Genomic DNA, 18,271 nt, shown 5'->3' with positions numbered 1-18,271 from the left:
AGTAATTCACTCGATCGGCCCTCGAGAAGAGATGTAACGCGGTATGGCCGCTTTAAAACACTCGATCGACCCTCGGGAAGAGATGTAACGCGGTATGGCCGCTTTAAAACACACGATCGGCCCTCGAGAAGAGATTTAAAGCGATCTCGCCGCTTTAAAATACTCCATCGACCCTCGAGAAGAGATGTAACGCGGTATGGCCGCTTTAAAACACTCGCTCGACCCTTGAGAAGAGATGTAACGCGGTGCCGCCGCTTTAAAACACTCGATCGACCCTCGGGAAGAGATGTAACGCGGTATGGCCGCTTTAAAATACTCGATCCGCCCTCGAGAAGAGATTTAAAGCGGTAGCGCCGCTTTAAACCACTTGATCGGCCCTCGGGATGAGATTTAACGCGGTATCACCGCTTTATTTCACTCGATCCGCTATTAAAGGCGGAAGCAGCGGTTTCCTTGCCCAATGGGGATTCCTGCACCTATTTGTATGAAACTTGATCCGATTGCCTAAAAAAGTTACTCATATGACCTTATTTCCCAGCTGAGGCAAAGGGATAGAGGTCAAAAGGAGCGAGGAAAGGTCGATAACTAGAGTTTGAATTTCACTCCTTGATATTTAGTTTTTATGGAGATTTTGTGTCATAGGTTGAGTTGATTACTACTGCAGAGTATACTACTTTTAGTATATTTTTACGATATACTAGGACAGCAAAAGGCAGACCCTCGGGTCTGCCTTTTGTGTGTCCAATCGCATATTTAATCATTCATATAATTAATTCTTAAAGCTGTTAATCATTCCACCAGCTCTTCAAATTATTCCACCAAGAGGAATTATTATGGTCATTTCCTTTATTTGTGGGCTCATTGCCTATTGCCTTAGCACAATATTCTGTAGGCTCTGACCCCATAACGAAAGCCTCCATTCGTGAATCTGGACAAGCGTCATTGGCAAGCTTTCCTGAAACAGGATCAATGTAGACATTAACTACATCTGCCGGCACCTCAAACAGCTTAGGAGGAACGGCGCTCAGAGCCCCTTCCGTAAACTCAGCGAAAATCGGAGCTGCCTTGCGTGACTCCAGAGAATTAATACTGCGATCACGATCATAGCCTACCCAAACCGCAGTCGATAGCTCGGGGGTAAAACCAACCATCCAAGAGTCGGTATCCGTGGTTCCGGTTTTACCAGCTACAGGACGCTTCATTATATTAGCAACACGATAGCCTGTACCGCCTTGCTCGAAAACACTTTGCATTAAATTAGTCAGGACATACGTGTAAGGGGCTTCGACCACCTGCTGTTTTTCAGGCTCATCTTCATAGAGGACATGCCCTTGTGAATCCTCAATACGAATAATCGCAGTAGTCTCAGCTTTAATCCCTTGGTTGGCAATGATTCCGAATGCGCCGGCCATTTCAAACGGACTAACTGGGAAGGTACCTAAAGCCAGTGAGGGAAGTGGTTTCAACTCACTAGTAATCCCCATTTTGTGCGCCATCTCAATGACTTTATCTGCACCTACATCAATGATGGTATGGACCGCATAAATATTATCCGACTTAGCAATTGCCTTGCGCATGTCAATTTCCGTCTTTTCGTACTGATCGTCAAAATTATTCGGAGTGTAGGTTTTTTTGCCATCATCATAAGTAAACTCAGTGGGCTCGCTTTTGTATTGATTCAGCACAGTAAAATGATTAGCCAAAGCAGTCAAATACACAAAAGGCTTAAACGATGAGCCTGGCTGCCGGGTTGTCGCAAAAACACGGTTGAATTGATTGGTATTGTAATCCTTCCCACCAACCATAGCTTTGATGTAACCATTGCGTGGGTCAATCGCAATTAAGGCGACCTGCAGCTCATCCTTGGAATTCATCTGTTCGGCAATGGCCTTTTCTGCAACACGTTGTGCCGTCAAATCCAGCGTAGTGAAAATTTTAATGCCTCCTGCGTCGAAGGCGGTATCGTTGATCCCAAGCTTATCAATCGCTAAAGTCTTCACATAATCACGGAAATAAGGGGCTTCCACCGACTGCTCCTCTTTTTTAGGAATAATGTTCAGGGTTTCGTGTAAGGCTTGGTCTGCTTCTGTTTGCGTTATGTAATCGTACTTTACCATGGCTTCAAGAATGATTTTTTGACGATCCTTGGCATTCTTCATATCCAGATAAGGTGAATAAAACTTAGGCCCTTTTGGAATCCCAGCAAGCAGAGCACTCTCTGCCAACGTGAGATCCTTGGAGCTTTTGCCCAGAAACATGAGGGAAGCCGCCTCGATACCATACGCAGCATGGCCATAGTAAATTTGGTTGAGATATTGCTCAAGAATTTGATCCTTGCTTAGCTGCATTTCCATCTGCATGGCGTACATAGCTTCTTTGATTTTACGGGTCCATGTACGGTCATGAGTTAGGTAGAGGTTGCGCGCAAGCTGCTGAGTAATAGTGCTGGCTCCTTGCTCTTTAGACAACGTCTTAACGTCCTTCAGCACAGCTCTCGCCATCCCGCGGGGATCAAAGCCCCAATGCTCATAGAATCGATGATCCTCAATCGCCAAAGTAGCTTGTACCAGAGTAGGTGCGATATCTTTTAAGGCAACAATGTGTCTGTTCTGATTATTCGTGCCGTGAAAGGAATCAATCACTTCATCATGAATATCAAAAATTTGTGAAGTTTGAGTGACTGTAGTGACAGGTAGGGATTGTGCCCGCAAATAAAGAAACAAGGCAAATAGAGCAACAGCGCTGACAATAAAGCATAAAAAAAGTACTGATAGCAGGGTTTGGACGAGTCGAGACCAGCGGAACATCGTTGGGTTCAGCTCCTTTCATTACAATCATCTTATTCCTCAGTATGGAGAAGGAAGGAAAATGATATTCATTTGGAGGAGCCAAAATCGATAATTATTTGTAAATTTTTCAAAAACAGAGCTGCATTCCTTGCAATTTTGAGCGGTTCTACTATAATACACTTTATATCTATGGACATTTAGAAGAGGAAGAAGGCTGCTGCAATGGAATTATGGTACACGGAAAAACAAACGGAAGCTTATGGAATTACTGCGAAAATCAAGGAAACCTATGTAAGAGAACAAACGGACTTTCAAGATTTGGCAATGATTGAAACGGAAGAATTTGGCACTATGCTAATTCTAGACGGAATGGTCATGACTACAGTGAGAGACGAATTTGTATATCATGAAATGGTAGCTCATCCTGCTTTATTTACACATCCAAATCCGAAGCATGTACTTGTTGTAGGTGGCGGTGACGGCGGCGTTATTCGTGAGATTTTGAAGCACCCAAGTGTGGAAAAAGCCGTTCTAGTTGATATCGACGGGAAAGTGATTGAATATTCCAAAAAATATTTACCAACCATAGCTTGCGGTTTAGAGGATCCACGTGTTGAAGTTATTGTGAATGATGGCTACATGCATATCCATGATCATAAGAATGCTTATGATGTAATCATGGTTGACTCTACTGAGCCAGTTGGGCCGGCGGTTGAATTATTCTCGAAAGGTTTTTATCAAGGCATTTATGAATCTCTAAAAGAAGACGGAATCTTCATCGCCCAAACAGATAACCCTTGGTTTAAAGCGGATTTAATCCAAAGTGTTAATCGTGATGTGCGTGAAATTTTCCCTATCGTTCGCGTGTATTGTGCTAACATTCCTACTTACCCAAGCGGATTGTGGACTTTTACCATGGGCAGTAAAAAATATGACCCATTAGAAGTCGATGAGACGAAAATCCCTGAAATCGAATCTAAATATTACACCCCGCGCCTACACAAAGCAGCATTCGTGCTGCCGCGTTTTGTTGAGGATCTTTGCAAGTAAAAGGGGCGGTAAGACCATGATGGAGAAAAGAAATGTTAAGCTGCAAATTGCTAGCCAGTCCGATGGGCAAATGATTGAACAGACCTTTAATGCGGAGCTTTATGTGAAAGGCGACCATTCTTACTATCGATATAACGAAACAGATGAGAATATGGGGCGTACAATTACAACGTTAAAAGTCGAACCAGGGCAAATACGGATCATTCGGCATGGAGATGTTCAATCGGAGCAAAGCTTCGCCCTGCAGAGTCATCGGAGCTTTTCTTATCAAACCCCGCAGGGCAGGCTGGAATTAACTACTTTTACACATGCAATTAATGTGGGGTTAGTGGAGCAAATCGGTACAATATCATGGAGCTATGATCTTTTTGTGTCCGACGAGCTGTCGGGCACTTATTCTTTGATTGTAGAGATTAGTGAATTGGACTAGTTAAATGGAATAAAAAGCAGCTTTACAGGATAATGGACTTGAGCGTCTGGGAGGCGCTCACCTCTCCTCGGGTGGGAGACAATTGGTTTTTTAAGCTGAGTGTCGAAGCGTTGCGCTGCAGCATGAGCTTGATTTGCCGAGGGCTCAATCCAGGCTTAGCGGCAAGCATTAGCGCAATGACGCCTGTCACATGAGAGGTTGCCATAGAGGTGCCGCTCATTATGTTGTATTTGCCATGGAGCCAAGTCGAATAAATTTTGTCACCTGGCGCATAAATATCAATACGATGCCCGCGATTACTGAAACCCGCAATTTTATGGCTTTGATTGGTGGCACCTACCGCTATAGTTAACGGGAAACGGGCGGGGTAATCCAACAGATTTTTCTTGCCATTGTTCCCAGAGGATGCGACAACCACCCTTCCCGAATAAACAGCATTCCGTACGGCGGCTTCTAAAGCTTTACTGTGGTTTTTCATGCCAAAGCTCATGTTGATGATATCCATTCGGTAGCGGACACACCATTCAATACCTTGAATGATATCAGATACAAAGGCGGACCCATTGTAATCAAAAGCCTTAACTGCATAAATAGCCGCATTTGGTGCCACGCCAATAATGCCAGAACGTTGAGAGGCTGCCGCAATTGTACCTGCAATATGAGTGCCATGGCCGTTATCGTCCATAGGCAGCATATGGCGTTGGACGAGATTGATTCCTCCATAGACAGATCGTTGTAAATCGGGATGTGAATAGTCCACCCCAGTATCAATAACCCCAATTTTAACACGCTTACCTGTTGAACGGCTCCAAACCTCAGGTGCGCGGATGTGACTAACCCCCCAAGGAATGAATTGCTCACCCTGTGCATGGAGTGATGCTAGCTTAATATCTGTTTCAATCGATGCAATTAAAGGCAGCAGCTTAAGATGTTGGTTAATAAAATCTAGAGAGCAGCTAAGCCCGCAGATGATTTTTAGTGGTTGGTGTTTAGGTTTCTCAGGATTCGCAGATTCGGCAGGAGTGGAAATGAAAGCCATAAACCGATTGTAATTTTGCATAGTATAGAAACGGACAATATACCTGGGATTCAAACCAGAAGTCAGTTTTGTGGCGTAATGCATCCATTGCTCGAATACAGCGTCCTTCAATTGATTGACCTCCCTAGAGTTTGCGATTTTGCAAACTTTCTTCGTAAGCATCTGCTGGGCTTTCGTGAGAAAGCCGGCATCGTAAGCAAGCATTATTCATCGCAAATTTCTTTCTAGCTTCATCCTATGAACGATGCGATCACATGGAATGATGCGTTTGCCTTTTTTTTGAAAAAATTAGACTCACATCCGTATCAACAAATGGTTTTTGACATACGATGGATGGAGGGTTGGATTCGGGACCCTTGCTCAAGGGACTAGGGAAAGGCCGACCACCATTAAGCGGGTACAGTCACAGGCGCAAGTTTGTAAGTCGGTCAGGAGCAAAGGTGAAAACCTTTGCTTCTATTTTCTTTGTCATCTGTTGAAGGTATAGTTGCATTTTTACATAAAATAAGGTTTACTATATGAAGATACTGGCGTTAACGTCAAAATGTGTGAAAGGAAGTGCCGAAATGAGTAACCAATACACACTGAAAATACCTGCAGATCAAGCAAAAGAAATGCCAATGGTCGATCTAGCTTTTATCGTGCTTAAAGCAGCCAATACGCCATTTTATTATCGCGATTTAATGTTGGAAATTGCTAAAATCAAAGGCTTCTCCGACGATCAAGTGATGCAAGTCATCGCCCAACTATATACGGAGATTAACGTGGATGGAAGATTCGCATGTGTCGGCAGCAACCTCTGGGGCTTGAAAAGATGGTATCCGATTGATAACAAAGCAGACGATGCTATGGGCAACTCGAAACGTCCTCGAATCATTAATGATGAGGATGACGATGAAGAGGATCTTTTCGCTGAAGAAGAAGATACGTATGTTGCAGAAGAAGAGGATTTTGATTCCTTCGATCGCGATCGGGAAGAGCTAGTCGTTGAAGAAGAGGAAGAAGAAGAGTTATTCGCTGAAGATGAATTGGCAGATGGTGAATTGGGTGAAACCGATTTAGAAGAATCTGAAGATGAATTAGGCGGAGAATTAGAAGAGGATTCTGATTTTGAAGATGATGATTCCGAAGAAGATGAAGATGACGACGAGGATGACAAGAAGTAAAACTTGCATACTTGACACGACCCCTAGAGACAGAGTAAACTATTGCATGGGCTATAGATTTACACAACAAATATAGATACACTTTTAACGAGTTACTTCTTATGATTTGACCGTTATTAGTATAAATCGACTATAAAGTGCCCCGTATGTACGGGTGTCACTTTTTATTTTTTTTATGGACATATTATCGTACGGGAGGTAGAGAAAGTGACGACTAAATATATTTTTGTAACAGGTGGGGTGGTATCCTCCTTAGGCAAAGGGATTACCGCAGCATCGTTAGGTAGGCTTTTGAAAAACCGCGGTTTGAAAGTAACTATGCAGAAGTTTGATCCCTACATTAATGTGGATCCTGGAACGATGAGCCCTTACCAGCATGGAGAAGTTTTCGTTACGGATGATGGCGCTGAAACGGATTTGGATTTAGGGCATTACGAACGGTTTATTGATATTAACCTTTCCAAAGCCAGCAATGTCACATCGGGTAAAGTATACTCCTCCGTCATAACCAAAGAGCGTCGTGGAGAATATTTGGGCGGAACCGTTCAAGTTATACCACACATTACGAATGAGATTAAAGATCGTGTTTTCCGTGCAGGAAAAGAAGCACAATCGGATGTTGTTATTACTGAAATCGGGGGAACTGTAGGCGATATTGAAAGCCTGCCTTTCTTAGAAGCCATTCGTCAAATTAAAAGTGATATCGGTCGAGACAACGTGATGTATATTCATGTTACACTCATTCCTTATCTAAAAGCTGCCGGCGAAGTGAAAACTAAACCAACTCAGCATAGCGTTAAAGAACTGCGTGCTTTAGGAATTCAGCCTCATGTTATTGTTTGCCGGACAGAGCATGAATTAGCTCCAGACTTAAAAAGAAAAATCGCTTTATTCTGTGACATTGATGCCAATGCAGTTATTGAAGCCCGCGATGCGGACACGCTGTATGATGTGCCTTTAATGATGCGTGATCAAGGCTTGGATGAAATAGTTGTAAACCATTTAAAGCTAGTTACCAGCCCGCCAGATATGACGGAATGGGAAGCTATGGTTAAACAGATTAAAGGGTTAAAACATACTACCGAAATTGCCATAGTAGGTAAATATGTAGCTTTACATGATGCTTATTTAAGCATTGTTGAAGCCTTATCTCATGCGGGCTTTGCTTGCGATTCCGAAATTAAAATTCGTTGGGTCAATGCCGAAGAAATTTATGAGCATAATGTGGATCAATTGCTTAAAAATGTACAAGGTATCCTAGTGCCAGGTGGATTTGGTGATCGTGGGATTGAAGGAAAAATTATGGCTATCCAATATGCGCGTGAACAAGAGATTCCGTTCTTTGGAATATGTTTAGGCATGCAGGTGGCTGTTGTCGAATATGCACGCAATAAGCTTAAATTAGAAGGAGCCAACAGCTCCGAGATTAACCCAACTACACATTACCCAGTTATCGATATTCTACCCGAACAAAAAGATATTGAAGATATGGGCGGCACGATGCGCTTAGGTTTATACCCATGCAAAATTGCAGAAGGATCGTTAGCTATGCAATGCTATCAAGACGAGCTGGTATACGAAAGACATCGCCACCGGTATGAGTTCAACAACGAATATCGTGAAAAAATTGAAGCAGCTGGTTTAAAGGTTACGGGAACTTCTCCAGATGGACGTTTGGTAGAAATGGTCGAATTACCAGGGCATCCGTGGTTTTTAGCGGTACAGTTTCACCCAGAGTTTACCTCACGTCCTAACCGTCCTCAAGCGTTATTTCGCGAGTTTGTTAAAGCCGCTTTTCAGCACAAGCTGTAACATATGTTAAAGTCTTGAAAATTTTCCTTCCCCATTTAAAGGTTTCCCTTTACATTGGGCGAATATATACCGATATAATGCCATTAGGTGTTTTCGTTGGGGAGGGAATATATTTGGATGACAAGAAAATATTAATTGTCGATGATCAGAATGGCATTCGAATTTTACTTGTTGAAGTATTCAGTGTGGAAGGTTATCAGACCTACCAAGCATCAAACGGGAAGATTGCTTTAGAGATTGTGCGCAATGAGTTTCCAGATCTGGTTTTGCTTGATATGAAGATACCAGGGATGGATGGATTGGAAATTCTTAAACACATTAAACAAATTGATGAATCGATTAAAGTGATCATGATGACTGCGTACGGCGAGCTGGATATGATCAAAGAAGCTTCAGACCTTGGAGCATTAATGCACTTCACCAAACCATTTGATATCGATGAACTGAGGATTGCAGTTAACAATGAATTAAGCGACTCTTCTGCTTCGGGTTTTGCCATGGGATCCTGAAAAGGATTCTTTTTTATATCGTCTACACTGCATTTCAGTTTCGAGTATGCTATAATGTTGCAGTAGAACTACGGGACGGGCTCGTGAAGGTGCAGAATTGCGCGATGCTTGATAAGAGTAGTAAATAAAATGTAGGAGGAATTAATCATGCCGTTAGTATCGATGAACGAGTTTTTCCCAAAAGCAAGAGCTAATAAATTTGCTGTTGGACAGTTTAACATGAATAATTTAGAGTTTGCACAAGCTACCATTCAAGCTGCGATGGAATTGAATTCACCGCTTATCTTTGGTGTTAGCGAAGGCGCTTTGAAGTATATGGGTATGGAGTTCACTGTAGCTATTGCAGAAGCAGCAGCTAAGAAATCCGGTCTTCCTATCGCTTTACATTTGGATCATGGGAGCACGTTTGAAGTAGCTATGAAATGTATTCGCGGCGGGTTTAGCTCGGTTATGTTTGATGGTTCACATCATTCTTTCGAAGAAAACATTCGTTTAACTAAAGAAGTAGTAAAAGCAGCACATGCGATGGGCGTTTCAGTTGAAGGTGAATTGGGAACGATCGGTGGAGTTGAGGATGATATAAGTGTTGATGAAGAGAATGCTAACCTAGCTAAGCCAGAAGAAGCGATCCGTTTCTACGAAGAAACAGGCGTGGATTGTTTGGCTATTGCTGTTGGAACAGCACACGGTATGTATGCAGGCGAGCCAGATATCAAGTTTGATATCATTCGTCAAGTAGCAAGCGCAATTCCAGTTCCAGTCGTTCTTCATGGCGGATCAGGTGTTCCTGACCAAATGATTATTGAAGCTGTTGCTGCAGGTGTAGGTAAAATTAACGTTAATACGGAGAATCAAGTTGCTTTAACAGAAACAATTCGTGCCGTACTTGCTAAAGATTCCAAAATTTATGATCCTCGCAAATATCTTACTCCGGGACGTCAAGCGATGTACGAAGTTATCAAATCCAAAATCCTATTATTCGGTAGCAACAACCAAGCTTAGTCAGTATACCAATCAGGGGAAACGCATTGTTTACAATGCCTTTCCCTTTGGTTGTTTTCATGTGGGAGGAAAATTTATTCTATGGAAAAAATAATGATCGCAGGTGGGAAGCCACTTCGTGGAACAGTTCAGATCAGCGGCGCTAAGAATAGTGCCATTGCTTTAATACCTGCGTCTATTCTGGCAGAATCGACAGTTATTCTGGATAATTTACCTGAATTAAGTGATGTAGCCATTTATGTAGAGCTTTTAACAGAGCTTGGAGCAAAGATTGAGTGGAGCGGAGATCAAATGGTCATTGATCCAAGCCATCTTAAAGCGATACCTATGCCCAATGGAAATGTAAAGAAATTACGGGCTTCTTATTATTTAATGGGGGCTATGCTGGGACGTTTTGGAGAAGCAGTTATTGGATTACCAGGTGGTTGTAATTTTGAACCGCGGCCGATTGATCAGCACATAAAAGGTTTCGAAGCATTAGGTGCACAAGTAAGCAATGAATTCGGTGCCTTACATATCCGAGCTAAGGAATTACGTGGCGCTAAGATTTATATGGATGTTGTTAGTGTAGGAGCAACAATTAACATCATGTTAGCAGCTTCACGTGCTATTGGTGTGACTACAATTGAAAATGCGGCCAAAGAGCCTGAAATTATAGATGTAGCGACTTTACTGAATGCCATGGGAGCCAAAATTAAAGGTGCTGGAACAGAAACAATTCGAATTGATGGAGTAAGCAGCATGTCAGGCTGTCGCCATTCTATAATTCCGGATCGAATTCAAGCGGCAACCTATATGATTGCTGCGGCAGCAACTCGTGGAGATGTGGTTGTAGATAATGTAATCCCTAAGCATTTGGAGGCTGTTACGGCTAAGCTGCAAGAGATGGGTGTCCACGTTTATGAAATGGATGAATCCATCCGTGTTGTAGGTCAGCCTGATTATGTTAGTGTCGATGTTAAAGCTCTCGTATATCCAGGATTCGCAACCGATATTCAATCGCCCATGTCATCGCTTTTGACACAGGCTAATGGAACAAGTGTGCTTTCTGATTATGTATATAGCAGTCGTTTTAAACATGTCCCGGAATTATTGCGGATGGGTGCCAAGATTAAGCTTGAGGGTCGATCAGCTATTATTGAAGGATCAGAGCTTAGCGCAGCTAAAGTAAAAGCGACGGATTTACGGGCAGGTGCAGCGCTTGTGATTGCAGCCTTAACTGTGAAAAATGGGGTTACAGAAATTACGGGTGTCGAATATATTGATCGTGGTTATGATAATCTTGTCTCTAATCTCACAAAGCTAGGCGCAGAAATATGGCGTGAAAGCATTAACGAATGTAACGTAGATAAATAGGGAATGCTAGACCATAGATTCGAAAATATAATAGTATGGTGGTTAGATACATGGTAGATATGCAGTTAGCTCAATTGGAAGCACAGAAACTAACAGAATTATACAAGCTGGCCAAGGTGCATCAAATTCCGGCTTATGGGGCTATGAAGAAAAAAGAATTGATCTTTGCTATTTTACGTGCTCAATCAGAGAAAAGCGGCTTTATGTTTATGGAAGGCGTTCTTGATATTCTGCAAGAAGGCTTTGGCTTTTTGCGGCCGATCAATTACTTGCCAAGTCGGGAAGACATTTATATCTCAGCTTCGCAAATTCGTAAATTTGATCTTCGTTCAGGTGATATGGTATCCGGCAAGTGTCGTCCTCCTAAGGAGAACGAACGTTATTTTGGATTGCTTCAAGTAGAAGCGGTGAACGGTGAGAATCCAACTACAGCGGCAGAGCGTTTACATTTCCCAGCATTAACTCCACTTTATCCAGAGACAAAAGTCGTTTTAGAAACGACACCTACTCAGCTATCATCACGGATTATGGATCTTTTATGCCCAATAGGCTTAGGCCAACGTGGTTTAATTGTTGCACCTCCTAAAGCTGGAAAAACCTTATTACTTAAAGAATTGGCCAATAGTATTGCAACCAATTATCCAGATATTGAATTATTCGTGCTTTTGATTGATGAGCGTCCAGAAGAAGTAACTGATATGCAGCGTTCTGTACGCGGTGAAGTGGTAGCTTCAACCTTTGATGAGCTTCCAGAAAATCATATTAAGGTTGCGGAGCTTGTGTTAGAGCGGGCACAACGATTAGTTGAGCATAAGAAAGATGTTGTTATCCTTATGGATAGTATTACTCGATTGGCGAGAGCTTACAATCTAGTAATTCCACCATCCGGTCGTACTCTATCGGGAGGGATTGATCCAGCAGCTTTTCATCGGCCAAAACGTTTTTTTGGGGCGGCGCGTAATATTGAAGAGGGTGGAAGCTTAACCATTATTGCTACAGCTTTAGTTGAAACAGGGTCACGGATGGATGATGTCATCTATGAGGAATTTAAAGGTACTGGTAATCTAGAGCTTCATTTGGATCGCAAATTAGCGGAAAGACGCATTTTCCCAGCCATCGACATTCGTCGTTCAGGAACGCGTCGTGAAGAAATGCTGTTAACCAAGGATGAGCTTGAAAAAGTTTGGGTATTGCGGAAGAATATGCAGGAATCTCATGAATTTACAGATGCTTTCCTCAAAAAAATCGCAGGTACGAAAACCAATTTAGAATTCCTGGAAACATTGGAAGCTAAACCGCAACCGCGTCCAACAACATCTTCTTCAGCTTCAACCAGCAGTAATAGGAGCAGCAGCCCAACATCATCTTCTAAAAGCAGCAGCTCGGCGACTGCTTCCAAAAGCAGTTCAAGCAATACATCAACAGCTGCCAAAAAAGTTGTTAAAAATTCAGCGTCTTAAAAACTTAGCTTTAAGCTAATACTTAAGGTGCCCGTTTTGCTTAGGCGAAACTTTAAGGAGCCAAATCAATGAACTTAATCTATGCCGATCAAAAAGGAAACGTATATGATCACCCACAGCATGTCGCCTTAGGTCGTAGCGGTGATATGATTGTTGAGCTGATGGAGGATGAGCTAATTCCATTGCCCGAAGGGGCAACGATGGTAAGCTTGCCTTTTACTCGCCCTGTATATATGGACTCGGAAACCTCGCATATGCTTCCGTTATCCGATGAATATTCAGCAGTAGGTGCTTTAATGCCGCAAGGGTATACAAGGCTGCTGCTTCCCGCATATGTTAAAACCGATAAAACAAAATTCATGCCGCTTTTTGGTTATACAGCAGTAGTTTGGAAGAATGGTGGCTTTTATGTAGCGGCCAAGCTGACCGATGATCCACATCGCTGGGATCCGAATAATTGTGATCGTAATGAGCTCGAGCTTAAGGTGAATGAGTTAACTTCACGTTATCCCGAGAATCGTTTATACACACACTTAAGCAATTGTGCTTTGGAGTATGAATGCTTAACGGCTTCTAATACGTTTCTTCAACGATGGGAAGGCGGCGTTCCGGTTTCTTTTTCCTGTAATGCATCTTGCCATGGATGTATTTCGGAGCAACCGGCAGATAGCGGTTTTGTTGCTCCCCAGACGAGAATGAATTTTAAACCGCATGTGGAAGAAGTTGTACAAGTTATGCTTGAACAATTACGCACACCGGATAGCATTATTAGCTTCGGTCAAGGCTGTGAAGGCGAACCGTCTACACAGGCAGTAACGATTATCGAAGCCATTCGTCAGGTTCGTGCCCAAACGCAAATGGGCTTCATTAATATCAATACCAATGCTGGATTGACGGATCACATTCGTGCCATTGTTGATGCTGGATTGAATATGATGCGTGTAAGTACTATCAGTGCTTTGGACGACCACTATAATGCATACTACAAGCCACGTGGGTACACATTAAAGAATGTCGAGAAATCTTTGCGATACGCTACAGATAAGGGTGTACTTACTTCAATTAACTATTTGATTTTTCCAGGAGTTACAGATCGGGAAGAAGAGATGGAAGCGATGATTGAGTTTGTTCGCAGATCCGGATTAAAGCTCATCCAAATGCGGAATTTAAATATCGATCCCGAAACCTATTTAAACTTAATTCCTAAAGCGCAAGGCGAAATTTATGGAATGAAACAAATGATCGAGATTTTCCGTGAAGAGCTCCCAGACGTTGTTCTTGGTTCTTATTCGCATGATCCACAAAGCCTCCAGACCAAAATAAGGTCAGAAGTTTAATTTAATAATATATATTTACCGAATATTGCGTTTATAGACACAAGCATGTTATAATTTTTGAGCATGAATATTGAACTCTGTATCGCAGAATGATCCAGGGCAGGGAGAGGTGAAACAACAATGAAAGAAGCCATTCATCCGAAATACCAAGTAGCTACAGTTACTTGCGCATGTGGGAGTACATTTGAGTCAGGTTCCGTTAAGCCAACACTTCGCGTGGAAATTTGTTCACAATGCCACCCTTTCTATACGGGCAAGCAGAAGTTTATTGATGCCGGCGGACGTGTAGATAAATTTAAGAAAAAATACGGCGTATAATTGGACGGGTTTTCAGCCAGTTTTTACCCAGTATAAACGAACCTCGCTTGGTCATTCTATGACTAAGGGAGGTTTTTTATATGCTCAAAAAAAGCGGGTATTTATTATTGGCGGCAATCTTATTGATCCAATTGGGACTAATGGGCGGCTGTGGCAAAAAAGAAACTAACATGAAGACCAAGGCGTATGCTAATGATGGCTTGTTAGGCACTACGGGCGGATATCCCAATAATCCAGCCAATCCTTCTTATCACACCTATGCCAATGACAAAAGTCTAGTGTTGAAAGCATTAAGTCCCATCAAAGGTATTCGTAACTCACGAATAATCTTTCGGGGACCGGATTTAATTGTTAATTTGGATTTGGAGCCGGAAACGGATATAGAAACCGCGATGCAAATTAAATATGCGGCATTTGGCTCCGTCAGCCAAATGATGCCTCGTTATCGTGTGAAAGTTAACGTTGGAAAAACAAGCTAGTTAAACTCGGTTGATATTTAGAAACCAATCGGATATACTTAATTTTGCCGTGCTAGATGGGGAGGTAGCGGTGCCCTGTAACCCGCAACCCGCTGTAGCGGGGTTGAATTCCTGTTAGAGGTCTTGTCGATGTAAGGTCTGCTGCTTAGAGGAAGTGTTGACAGCAAGGTCCTTCGCAATGAATGCTTGTGAACCCGGTCAGGTTCGGAAGGAAGCAGCCGTAAGTGAGATGTTTCATGTGCCGAAGGGTGGCCTAGCTAGAGCTAACGATAAGCGTTACGCTTGGATCGCAACGATCAATATCAGGTGCACGGTACTACAATTTAATCTAACTTAAATGAATCAAACTGAGAAACACCTAGTTGGTCCGACTGCGATAAGCAGTTGATCCGCTGAGGTGTTTTTTCAAATGGGAAAGCTGTTAACCTTGAGTTTCAAGAACACGCAAGATATAGTATAATAGAACAAACATACGCTCGAAACAGTGGTTGGAGAGGGAAACATGGCGCATATTGCATTATATCGAACTTGGCGACCGCAACGTTTTCAAGATGTCGTCGGACAAAAGCATATTATCCAAACCTTACAGAACTCCCTTAAGGAGAATAGGCTAACTCATGCTTATTTGTTTAGTGGGCCTCGAGGAACAGGGAAGACCACAGCTGCTAAGATCTTGGCTAAGGCTGTAAACTGTGAACGAGGACCAGCACCAGAGCCTTGCAACGAATGTTCTTCCTGTATAAGGATAACAAGTGGTGCAGTACTGGACGTTGTTGAGCTAGATGCTGCCTCTAATCGCGGGGTAGATGAGATTCGTGACATTCGTGATAAAGTCAAATATGCCCCGACGGAGGTTCGTCAGAAGGTATATATTATTGATGAGGTCCACATGCTTACTACAGAGGCATTTAATGCTCTGCTTAAGACATTGGAAGAACCACCTGCACATGTTATGTTTATTCTAGCAACAACAGAGCCTCACAAAATTCCTGCAACAATTATTTCTAGATGTCAGCGATTTGATTTTCGCAAAGTTTCTTTAGAGGAACAAGTCGCAAGGTTGGAATTTGTATGTACTCAAGAGAATGTCGAGATTGATCTAGATGCGATGCAATATATCGCAAGATTATCCGAAGGCGGCATGCGCGATGCTATAAGCTTGCTCGATCAAGTCGTTTCTTATTCAGGCAAACGCATTACATATGCCGAAGTTGTCGCAATGACAGGTGATGTGGCTGCGGATCAATTTCGTAAGCTAGCAGAAGCTATGCAGGCTAAGGATATAGGGCTTGCTTTGGAATTAATCGATGGATTCATGCAGGAAGGCAAAAGCGCGGACAAATGCATCGAAAGCCTGATTCATTATTTTCGAGACATTTTACTTATCAAAATGATGCCGAATTCACAGGTTGTCACAGATCGTATTCTTGACCCGGCAGCATTTACAGAGATTTCTGCAGCTTTCAGTCGTCCAGAGATATTCGCAATGATTGAAATTTTGAACCATTATCAGGTTGAAATGAAGTACTCCGCTCAGCCACAAACCTTATTTGAAGTAGCTATCATGAAAATTTGTAGTGCGTCTAGCGAGGTGGCTTCAGATACAATGAAGGCACAACCAGGTGCGAGGGTTAGCTCAAATGAGCTTGCATCGCTAAAACAGAAGCTGGGTCAATTGGAACAACAGCTACAGCGCTTGCTGCAGTCTGGAGTATCTACAGCTGCTAGCTCATCGGCTCCCGCGCAGAACAACAATTCTGCACAGACATCAAGAGCACAATCTCCACAACAGCAAAGCTCTAATACTATGACAACATCAGCACAGCCTTCAACATCGTCTGCTCCTGCAGCTGCAGTGAAACGATCATCCGTTGCAATGGACAGCTATTTGCGCAGTGTAGATTCAGCCGATCACAAACAAGTGAAGCTGAAATGGAGCTCGGTATTAAGCCAAGTCAAAGATCGTAAAATAACGATACACGCTTGGCTCACAGATGGTGAACCTGCTTCTATTCATGACGATACTGTTCTTTTGGCGTTTAACAGTGCCATGCATCGTGAAACAACCGAGAAACCTGCTAATAAACAATTAATTGAACAAGTAATGACCGAGGTTTTTGGTCAGCCTATGCGATTCTCCAGTATGATGAAGAAAGATTGGAATGAAGCTAGGTCAGAAATGGTCGCTCCAGTTGAAGAGATGGTGCTTGAGCCTGAAGAACCAGGTGTGGTTAAGGAAGAATGGATTCATGAAGCGATACAATTGTTTGGCGAAGATATGGTCACAATAAAAGAAGATTAAAGGAGACGATCAGGATGAATAACATGAACCAAATGATGAAGCAGGTTAAGAAAATGCAAGAGCAAATGATGAAAGCACAAGAGGAGTTAGTTGATAAAGTAGTTGAAGGCTCTGCTGGCGGCGGGGTTGTTACGGTAACGGCCAATGGCCACAAAAAACTTACTCATGTAGTGATTAAACCAGAAGCCGTTGATCCAGAGGATGTTGAAATGCTTCAGGATCTAATTATCACTGCGGTTAATGACGCTTTGACTAAAGCAGATGAGCTTGCCAACAAAGACATGTCCAAATATACCGGCGGAATGAAAATCCCTGGATTGTTCTAATTAATAAGATCAAAATTCGGATAGATCATAATAAACGGATATGCCGTCTTTCTAAGGGGGCATATCCGTTTATCCTTGATTTTAGTAGGAAAGGGGCATGCTCGCGTGTATTACCCAGAAGCTTTAGCTAAATTAATAGATGCCTTTACGCGCTTGCCCGGAATTGGTCCGAAAACCGCAGGAAGACTAGCTTTTCATGTGCTTCGAATGAAAGAGGAAGATGTGACCGATTTTGCCAAAGCACTTGTAAATGTCAAAAGAAACCTTCATTACTGTTCCGTCTGCTGCAATATCACAGATATAGATCCTTGTAGGATCTGTATGGATAAGAGTAGGGATCCGTCGATTATTTGTGTCATACAAGAGCCCAAGGATCTAGTGGCGATGGAAAGAACGCGTGAGTTCCGTGGTTACTACCATGTCCTTCATGGGGCTATTTCTCCAATGGAAGGCATTGGTCCAGATGAAATCTATGTGGCGGAGCTCCTGAAGCGTCTTGGTGATGATACCGTGCAGGAATTGATTATGGCTACTAACCCCAATATTGAAGGAGAAGCTACAGCGATGTATCTATCTCGATTGATTAAACCATTTGGCATTAAAGTCACACGTATTGCTCATGGATTGCCGGTAGGTGGAGACATGGAATATGCGGATGAAGTAACTCTGACTAAGGCATTAGAAGGTCGACGCGAGTTGAATTGAGGTAACTTAATAGCTTCCATTAGAGAAACCGTCTTCACTGGCGGTTTTTTTTGTGCTGTCTGAGAGTGGGGTATTTCGAATTCCGTGGTTCTAAAAGTAAGCGATTCTCGCTATATATCTTTTATATAGAAGTATAATAGATCGCTTGCGCGGAGGAGGAATTGGACATGCAGTTGCAGTGGCGAAAGCTC

The 18,271-nt window shown here is 42.7% G+C and carries 17 protein-coding genes and 1 other RNA gene (1 of these 18 only partly in view); 16 read left to right on the top strand and 2 right to left on the bottom strand.

Annotation, left to right across the window (positions count from 1 at the left end; genetic code table 11):
- Positions 1–785: 785 nt before the first annotated feature.
- Positions 786–2,807, bottom strand: coding sequence for a transglycosylase domain-containing protein (locus EHS13_RS32580; RefSeq protein WP_155704347.1), 2,022 nt, complete (start codon positions 2,805–2,807; stop codon positions 786–788).
- A 204-nt stretch (positions 2,808–3,011) separates the two neighbouring features.
- Here EHS13_RS32580 and speE point away from each other — a divergent pair, with 204 nt between their 5' ends.
- Both speE and EHS13_RS32570 read left to right on the top strand, forming a co-directional pair.
- Positions 3,012–3,839 carry a polyamine aminopropyltransferase gene (speE, locus tag EHS13_RS32575; RefSeq protein WP_155704346.1) on the top strand — a complete coding sequence of 276 codons (828 nt, stop codon included), beginning with the start codon at positions 3,012–3,014 and terminating at the stop codon, positions 3,837–3,839.
- A 16-nt stretch (positions 3,840–3,855) separates the two neighbouring features.
- Positions 3,856–4,269: a YwiB family protein gene (locus EHS13_RS32570; RefSeq protein WP_162463361.1), complete on the top strand. Its 414-nt coding sequence runs from the start codon at positions 3,856–3,858 to the stop codon at positions 4,267–4,269.
- Positions 4,270–4,291: 22 nt separating this feature from the next.
- Here the strand turns inward: EHS13_RS32570 and EHS13_RS32565 are convergent, their stop codons facing one another.
- The gene (locus EHS13_RS32565; RefSeq protein ID WP_227013649.1) at positions 4,292–5,512 is read right to left on the bottom strand and encodes a S8 family peptidase; all 1,221 of its coding nucleotides are present in this window, start codon (positions 5,510–5,512) and stop codon (positions 4,292–4,294) included.
- 362 nt (positions 5,513–5,874) lie between these two features.
- Here EHS13_RS32565 and rpoE point away from each other — a divergent pair, with 362 nt between their 5' ends.
- The 14 genes from rpoE to EHS13_RS32495 all read left to right on the top strand — a co-directional run.
- Positions 5,875–6,474 carry a DNA-directed RNA polymerase subunit delta gene (gene rpoE, locus EHS13_RS32560; protein WP_155704344.1) on the top strand — a complete coding sequence of 200 codons (600 nt, stop codon included), beginning with the start codon at positions 5,875–5,877 and terminating at the stop codon, positions 6,472–6,474.
- A 207-nt stretch (positions 6,475–6,681) separates the two neighbouring features.
- Positions 6,682–8,286 (top strand): CTP synthase, encoded by a 1,605-nt coding sequence (locus tag EHS13_RS32555; RefSeq protein WP_155704343.1) that lies wholly within the window; start codon positions 6,682–6,684, stop codon positions 8,284–8,286.
- A gap of 113 nt (positions 8,287–8,399) precedes the next feature.
- Entirely contained in the window at positions 8,400–8,795 is a 396-nt protein-coding gene (locus tag EHS13_RS32550) for a response regulator (RefSeq protein WP_227013648.1), read from the top strand.
- Positions 8,796–8,942: 147 nt separating this feature from the next.
- Positions 8,943–9,797, top strand: coding sequence for a class II fructose-1,6-bisphosphate aldolase (gene fba / locus EHS13_RS32545; protein WP_155704341.1), 855 nt, complete (start codon positions 8,943–8,945; stop codon positions 9,795–9,797).
- An 81-nt stretch (positions 9,798–9,878) separates the two neighbouring features.
- Positions 9,879–11,153, top strand: coding sequence for a UDP-N-acetylglucosamine 1-carboxyvinyltransferase (locus EHS13_RS32540; protein WP_155704340.1), 1,275 nt, complete (start codon positions 9,879–9,881; stop codon positions 11,151–11,153).
- A gap of 50 nt (positions 11,154–11,203) precedes the next feature.
- Entirely contained in the window at positions 11,204–12,613 is a 1,410-nt protein-coding gene (gene rho, locus EHS13_RS32535; RefSeq protein WP_155704339.1) for a transcription termination factor Rho, read from the top strand.
- Positions 12,614–12,681: 68 nt separating this feature from the next.
- Entirely contained in the window at positions 12,682–13,950 is a 1,269-nt protein-coding gene (locus EHS13_RS32530) for a radical SAM family protein (protein WP_155704338.1), read from the top strand.
- Between the two features lie 120 nt (positions 13,951–14,070).
- On the top strand, positions 14,071–14,268 hold the full coding sequence (rpmE, locus tag EHS13_RS32525) for a 50S ribosomal protein L31 (RefSeq protein ID WP_155704337.1): 198 nt from the start codon (positions 14,071–14,073) through the stop codon (positions 14,266–14,268).
- An 80-nt stretch (positions 14,269–14,348) separates the two neighbouring features.
- Positions 14,349–14,747, top strand: a complete 399-nt coding sequence (locus EHS13_RS32520; RefSeq protein WP_155704336.1) for a hypothetical protein — start codon at positions 14,349–14,351, stop codon at positions 14,745–14,747.
- Positions 14,748–14,794: 47 nt separating this feature from the next.
- An RNA gene (ffs, locus tag EHS13_RS32515) (signal recognition particle sRNA large type) lies at positions 14,795–15,061 on the top strand.
- 188 nt (positions 15,062–15,249) lie between these two features.
- The gene (gene dnaX, locus EHS13_RS32510; protein WP_155704335.1) at positions 15,250–17,049 is read left to right on the top strand and encodes a DNA polymerase III subunit gamma/tau; all 1,800 of its coding nucleotides are present in this window, start codon (positions 15,250–15,252) and stop codon (positions 17,047–17,049) included.
- A gap of 14 nt (positions 17,050–17,063) precedes the next feature.
- A complete protein-coding gene (locus tag EHS13_RS32505; protein WP_155704334.1) occupies positions 17,064–17,375 on the top strand; it encodes a YbaB/EbfC family nucleoid-associated protein in 312 nt (103 codons plus the stop codon).
- A gap of 105 nt (positions 17,376–17,480) precedes the next feature.
- Complete coding sequence (recR, locus tag EHS13_RS32500; RefSeq protein ID WP_155704333.1) at positions 17,481–18,080, top strand: recombination mediator RecR; 600 nt, start codon at positions 17,481–17,483, stop codon at positions 18,078–18,080.
- 167 nt (positions 18,081–18,247) lie between these two features.
- On the top strand, positions 18,248–18,271 hold the 5' portion of the coding sequence (locus EHS13_RS32495) for a DUF2508 family protein (protein WP_155704332.1). Its footprint extends 267 nt past the window's final position; the window shows 24 of its 291 coding nt (coding positions 1–24); its start codon is at positions 18,248–18,250; the stop codon falls past the right edge of the window.

The sequence above is a fragment of the Paenibacillus psychroresistens genome (assembly GCF_009728935.1).
Classification (GTDB): Bacteria; Bacillota; Bacilli; order Paenibacillales; family NBRC-103111; genus Paenibacillus_AC; species Paenibacillus_AC psychroresistens.
Note: the sequence above shows the minus strand (reverse complement) of the source record. Positions and strands in the feature narration are given on the sequence as shown.

What these genes read in the sequence shown, in the direction of transcription:
- EHS13_RS32540 (WP_155704340.1), top strand. Translation starts at nt 9,879, where the DNA reads ATGGAAAAAATAATGATCGCAGGTGGGAAGCCACTTCGTGGAACAGTT.
- dnaX (WP_155704335.1), top strand. Translation starts at nt 15,250, where the DNA reads ATGGCGCATATTGCATTATATCGAACTTGGCGACCGCAACGTTTTCAA.
- fba (WP_155704341.1), top strand. Translation starts at nt 8,943, where the DNA reads ATGCCGTTAGTATCGATGAACGAGTTTTTCCCAAAAGCAAGAGCTAAT.
- EHS13_RS32565 (WP_227013649.1), bottom strand. Translation starts at nt 5,512, where the DNA reads ATGCTTGCTTACGATGCCGGCTTTCTCACGAAAGCCCAGCAGATGCTT.
- EHS13_RS32580 (WP_155704347.1), bottom strand. Translation starts at nt 2,807, where the DNA reads ATGTTCCGCTGGTCTCGACTCGTCCAAACCCTGCTATCAGTACTTTTT.
- rpmE (WP_155704337.1), top strand. Translation starts at nt 14,071, where the DNA reads ATGAAAGAAGCCATTCATCCGAAATACCAAGTAGCTACAGTTACTTGC.
- rho (WP_155704339.1), top strand. Translation starts at nt 11,204, where the DNA reads ATGGTAGATATGCAGTTAGCTCAATTGGAAGCACAGAAACTAACAGAA.
- EHS13_RS32570 (WP_162463361.1), top strand. Translation starts at nt 3,856, where the DNA reads ATGATGGAGAAAAGAAATGTTAAGCTGCAAATTGCTAGCCAGTCCGAT.
- speE (WP_155704346.1), top strand. Translation starts at nt 3,012, where the DNA reads ATGGAATTATGGTACACGGAAAAACAAACGGAAGCTTATGGAATTACT.
- EHS13_RS32505 (WP_155704334.1), top strand. Translation starts at nt 17,064, where the DNA reads ATGAATAACATGAACCAAATGATGAAGCAGGTTAAGAAAATGCAAGAG.
- EHS13_RS32520 (WP_155704336.1), top strand. Translation starts at nt 14,349, where the DNA reads ATGCTCAAAAAAAGCGGGTATTTATTATTGGCGGCAATCTTATTGATC.
- EHS13_RS32530 (WP_155704338.1), top strand. Translation starts at nt 12,682, where the DNA reads ATGAACTTAATCTATGCCGATCAAAAAGGAAACGTATATGATCACCCA.
- rpoE (WP_155704344.1), top strand. Translation starts at nt 5,875, where the DNA reads ATGAGTAACCAATACACACTGAAAATACCTGCAGATCAAGCAAAAGAA.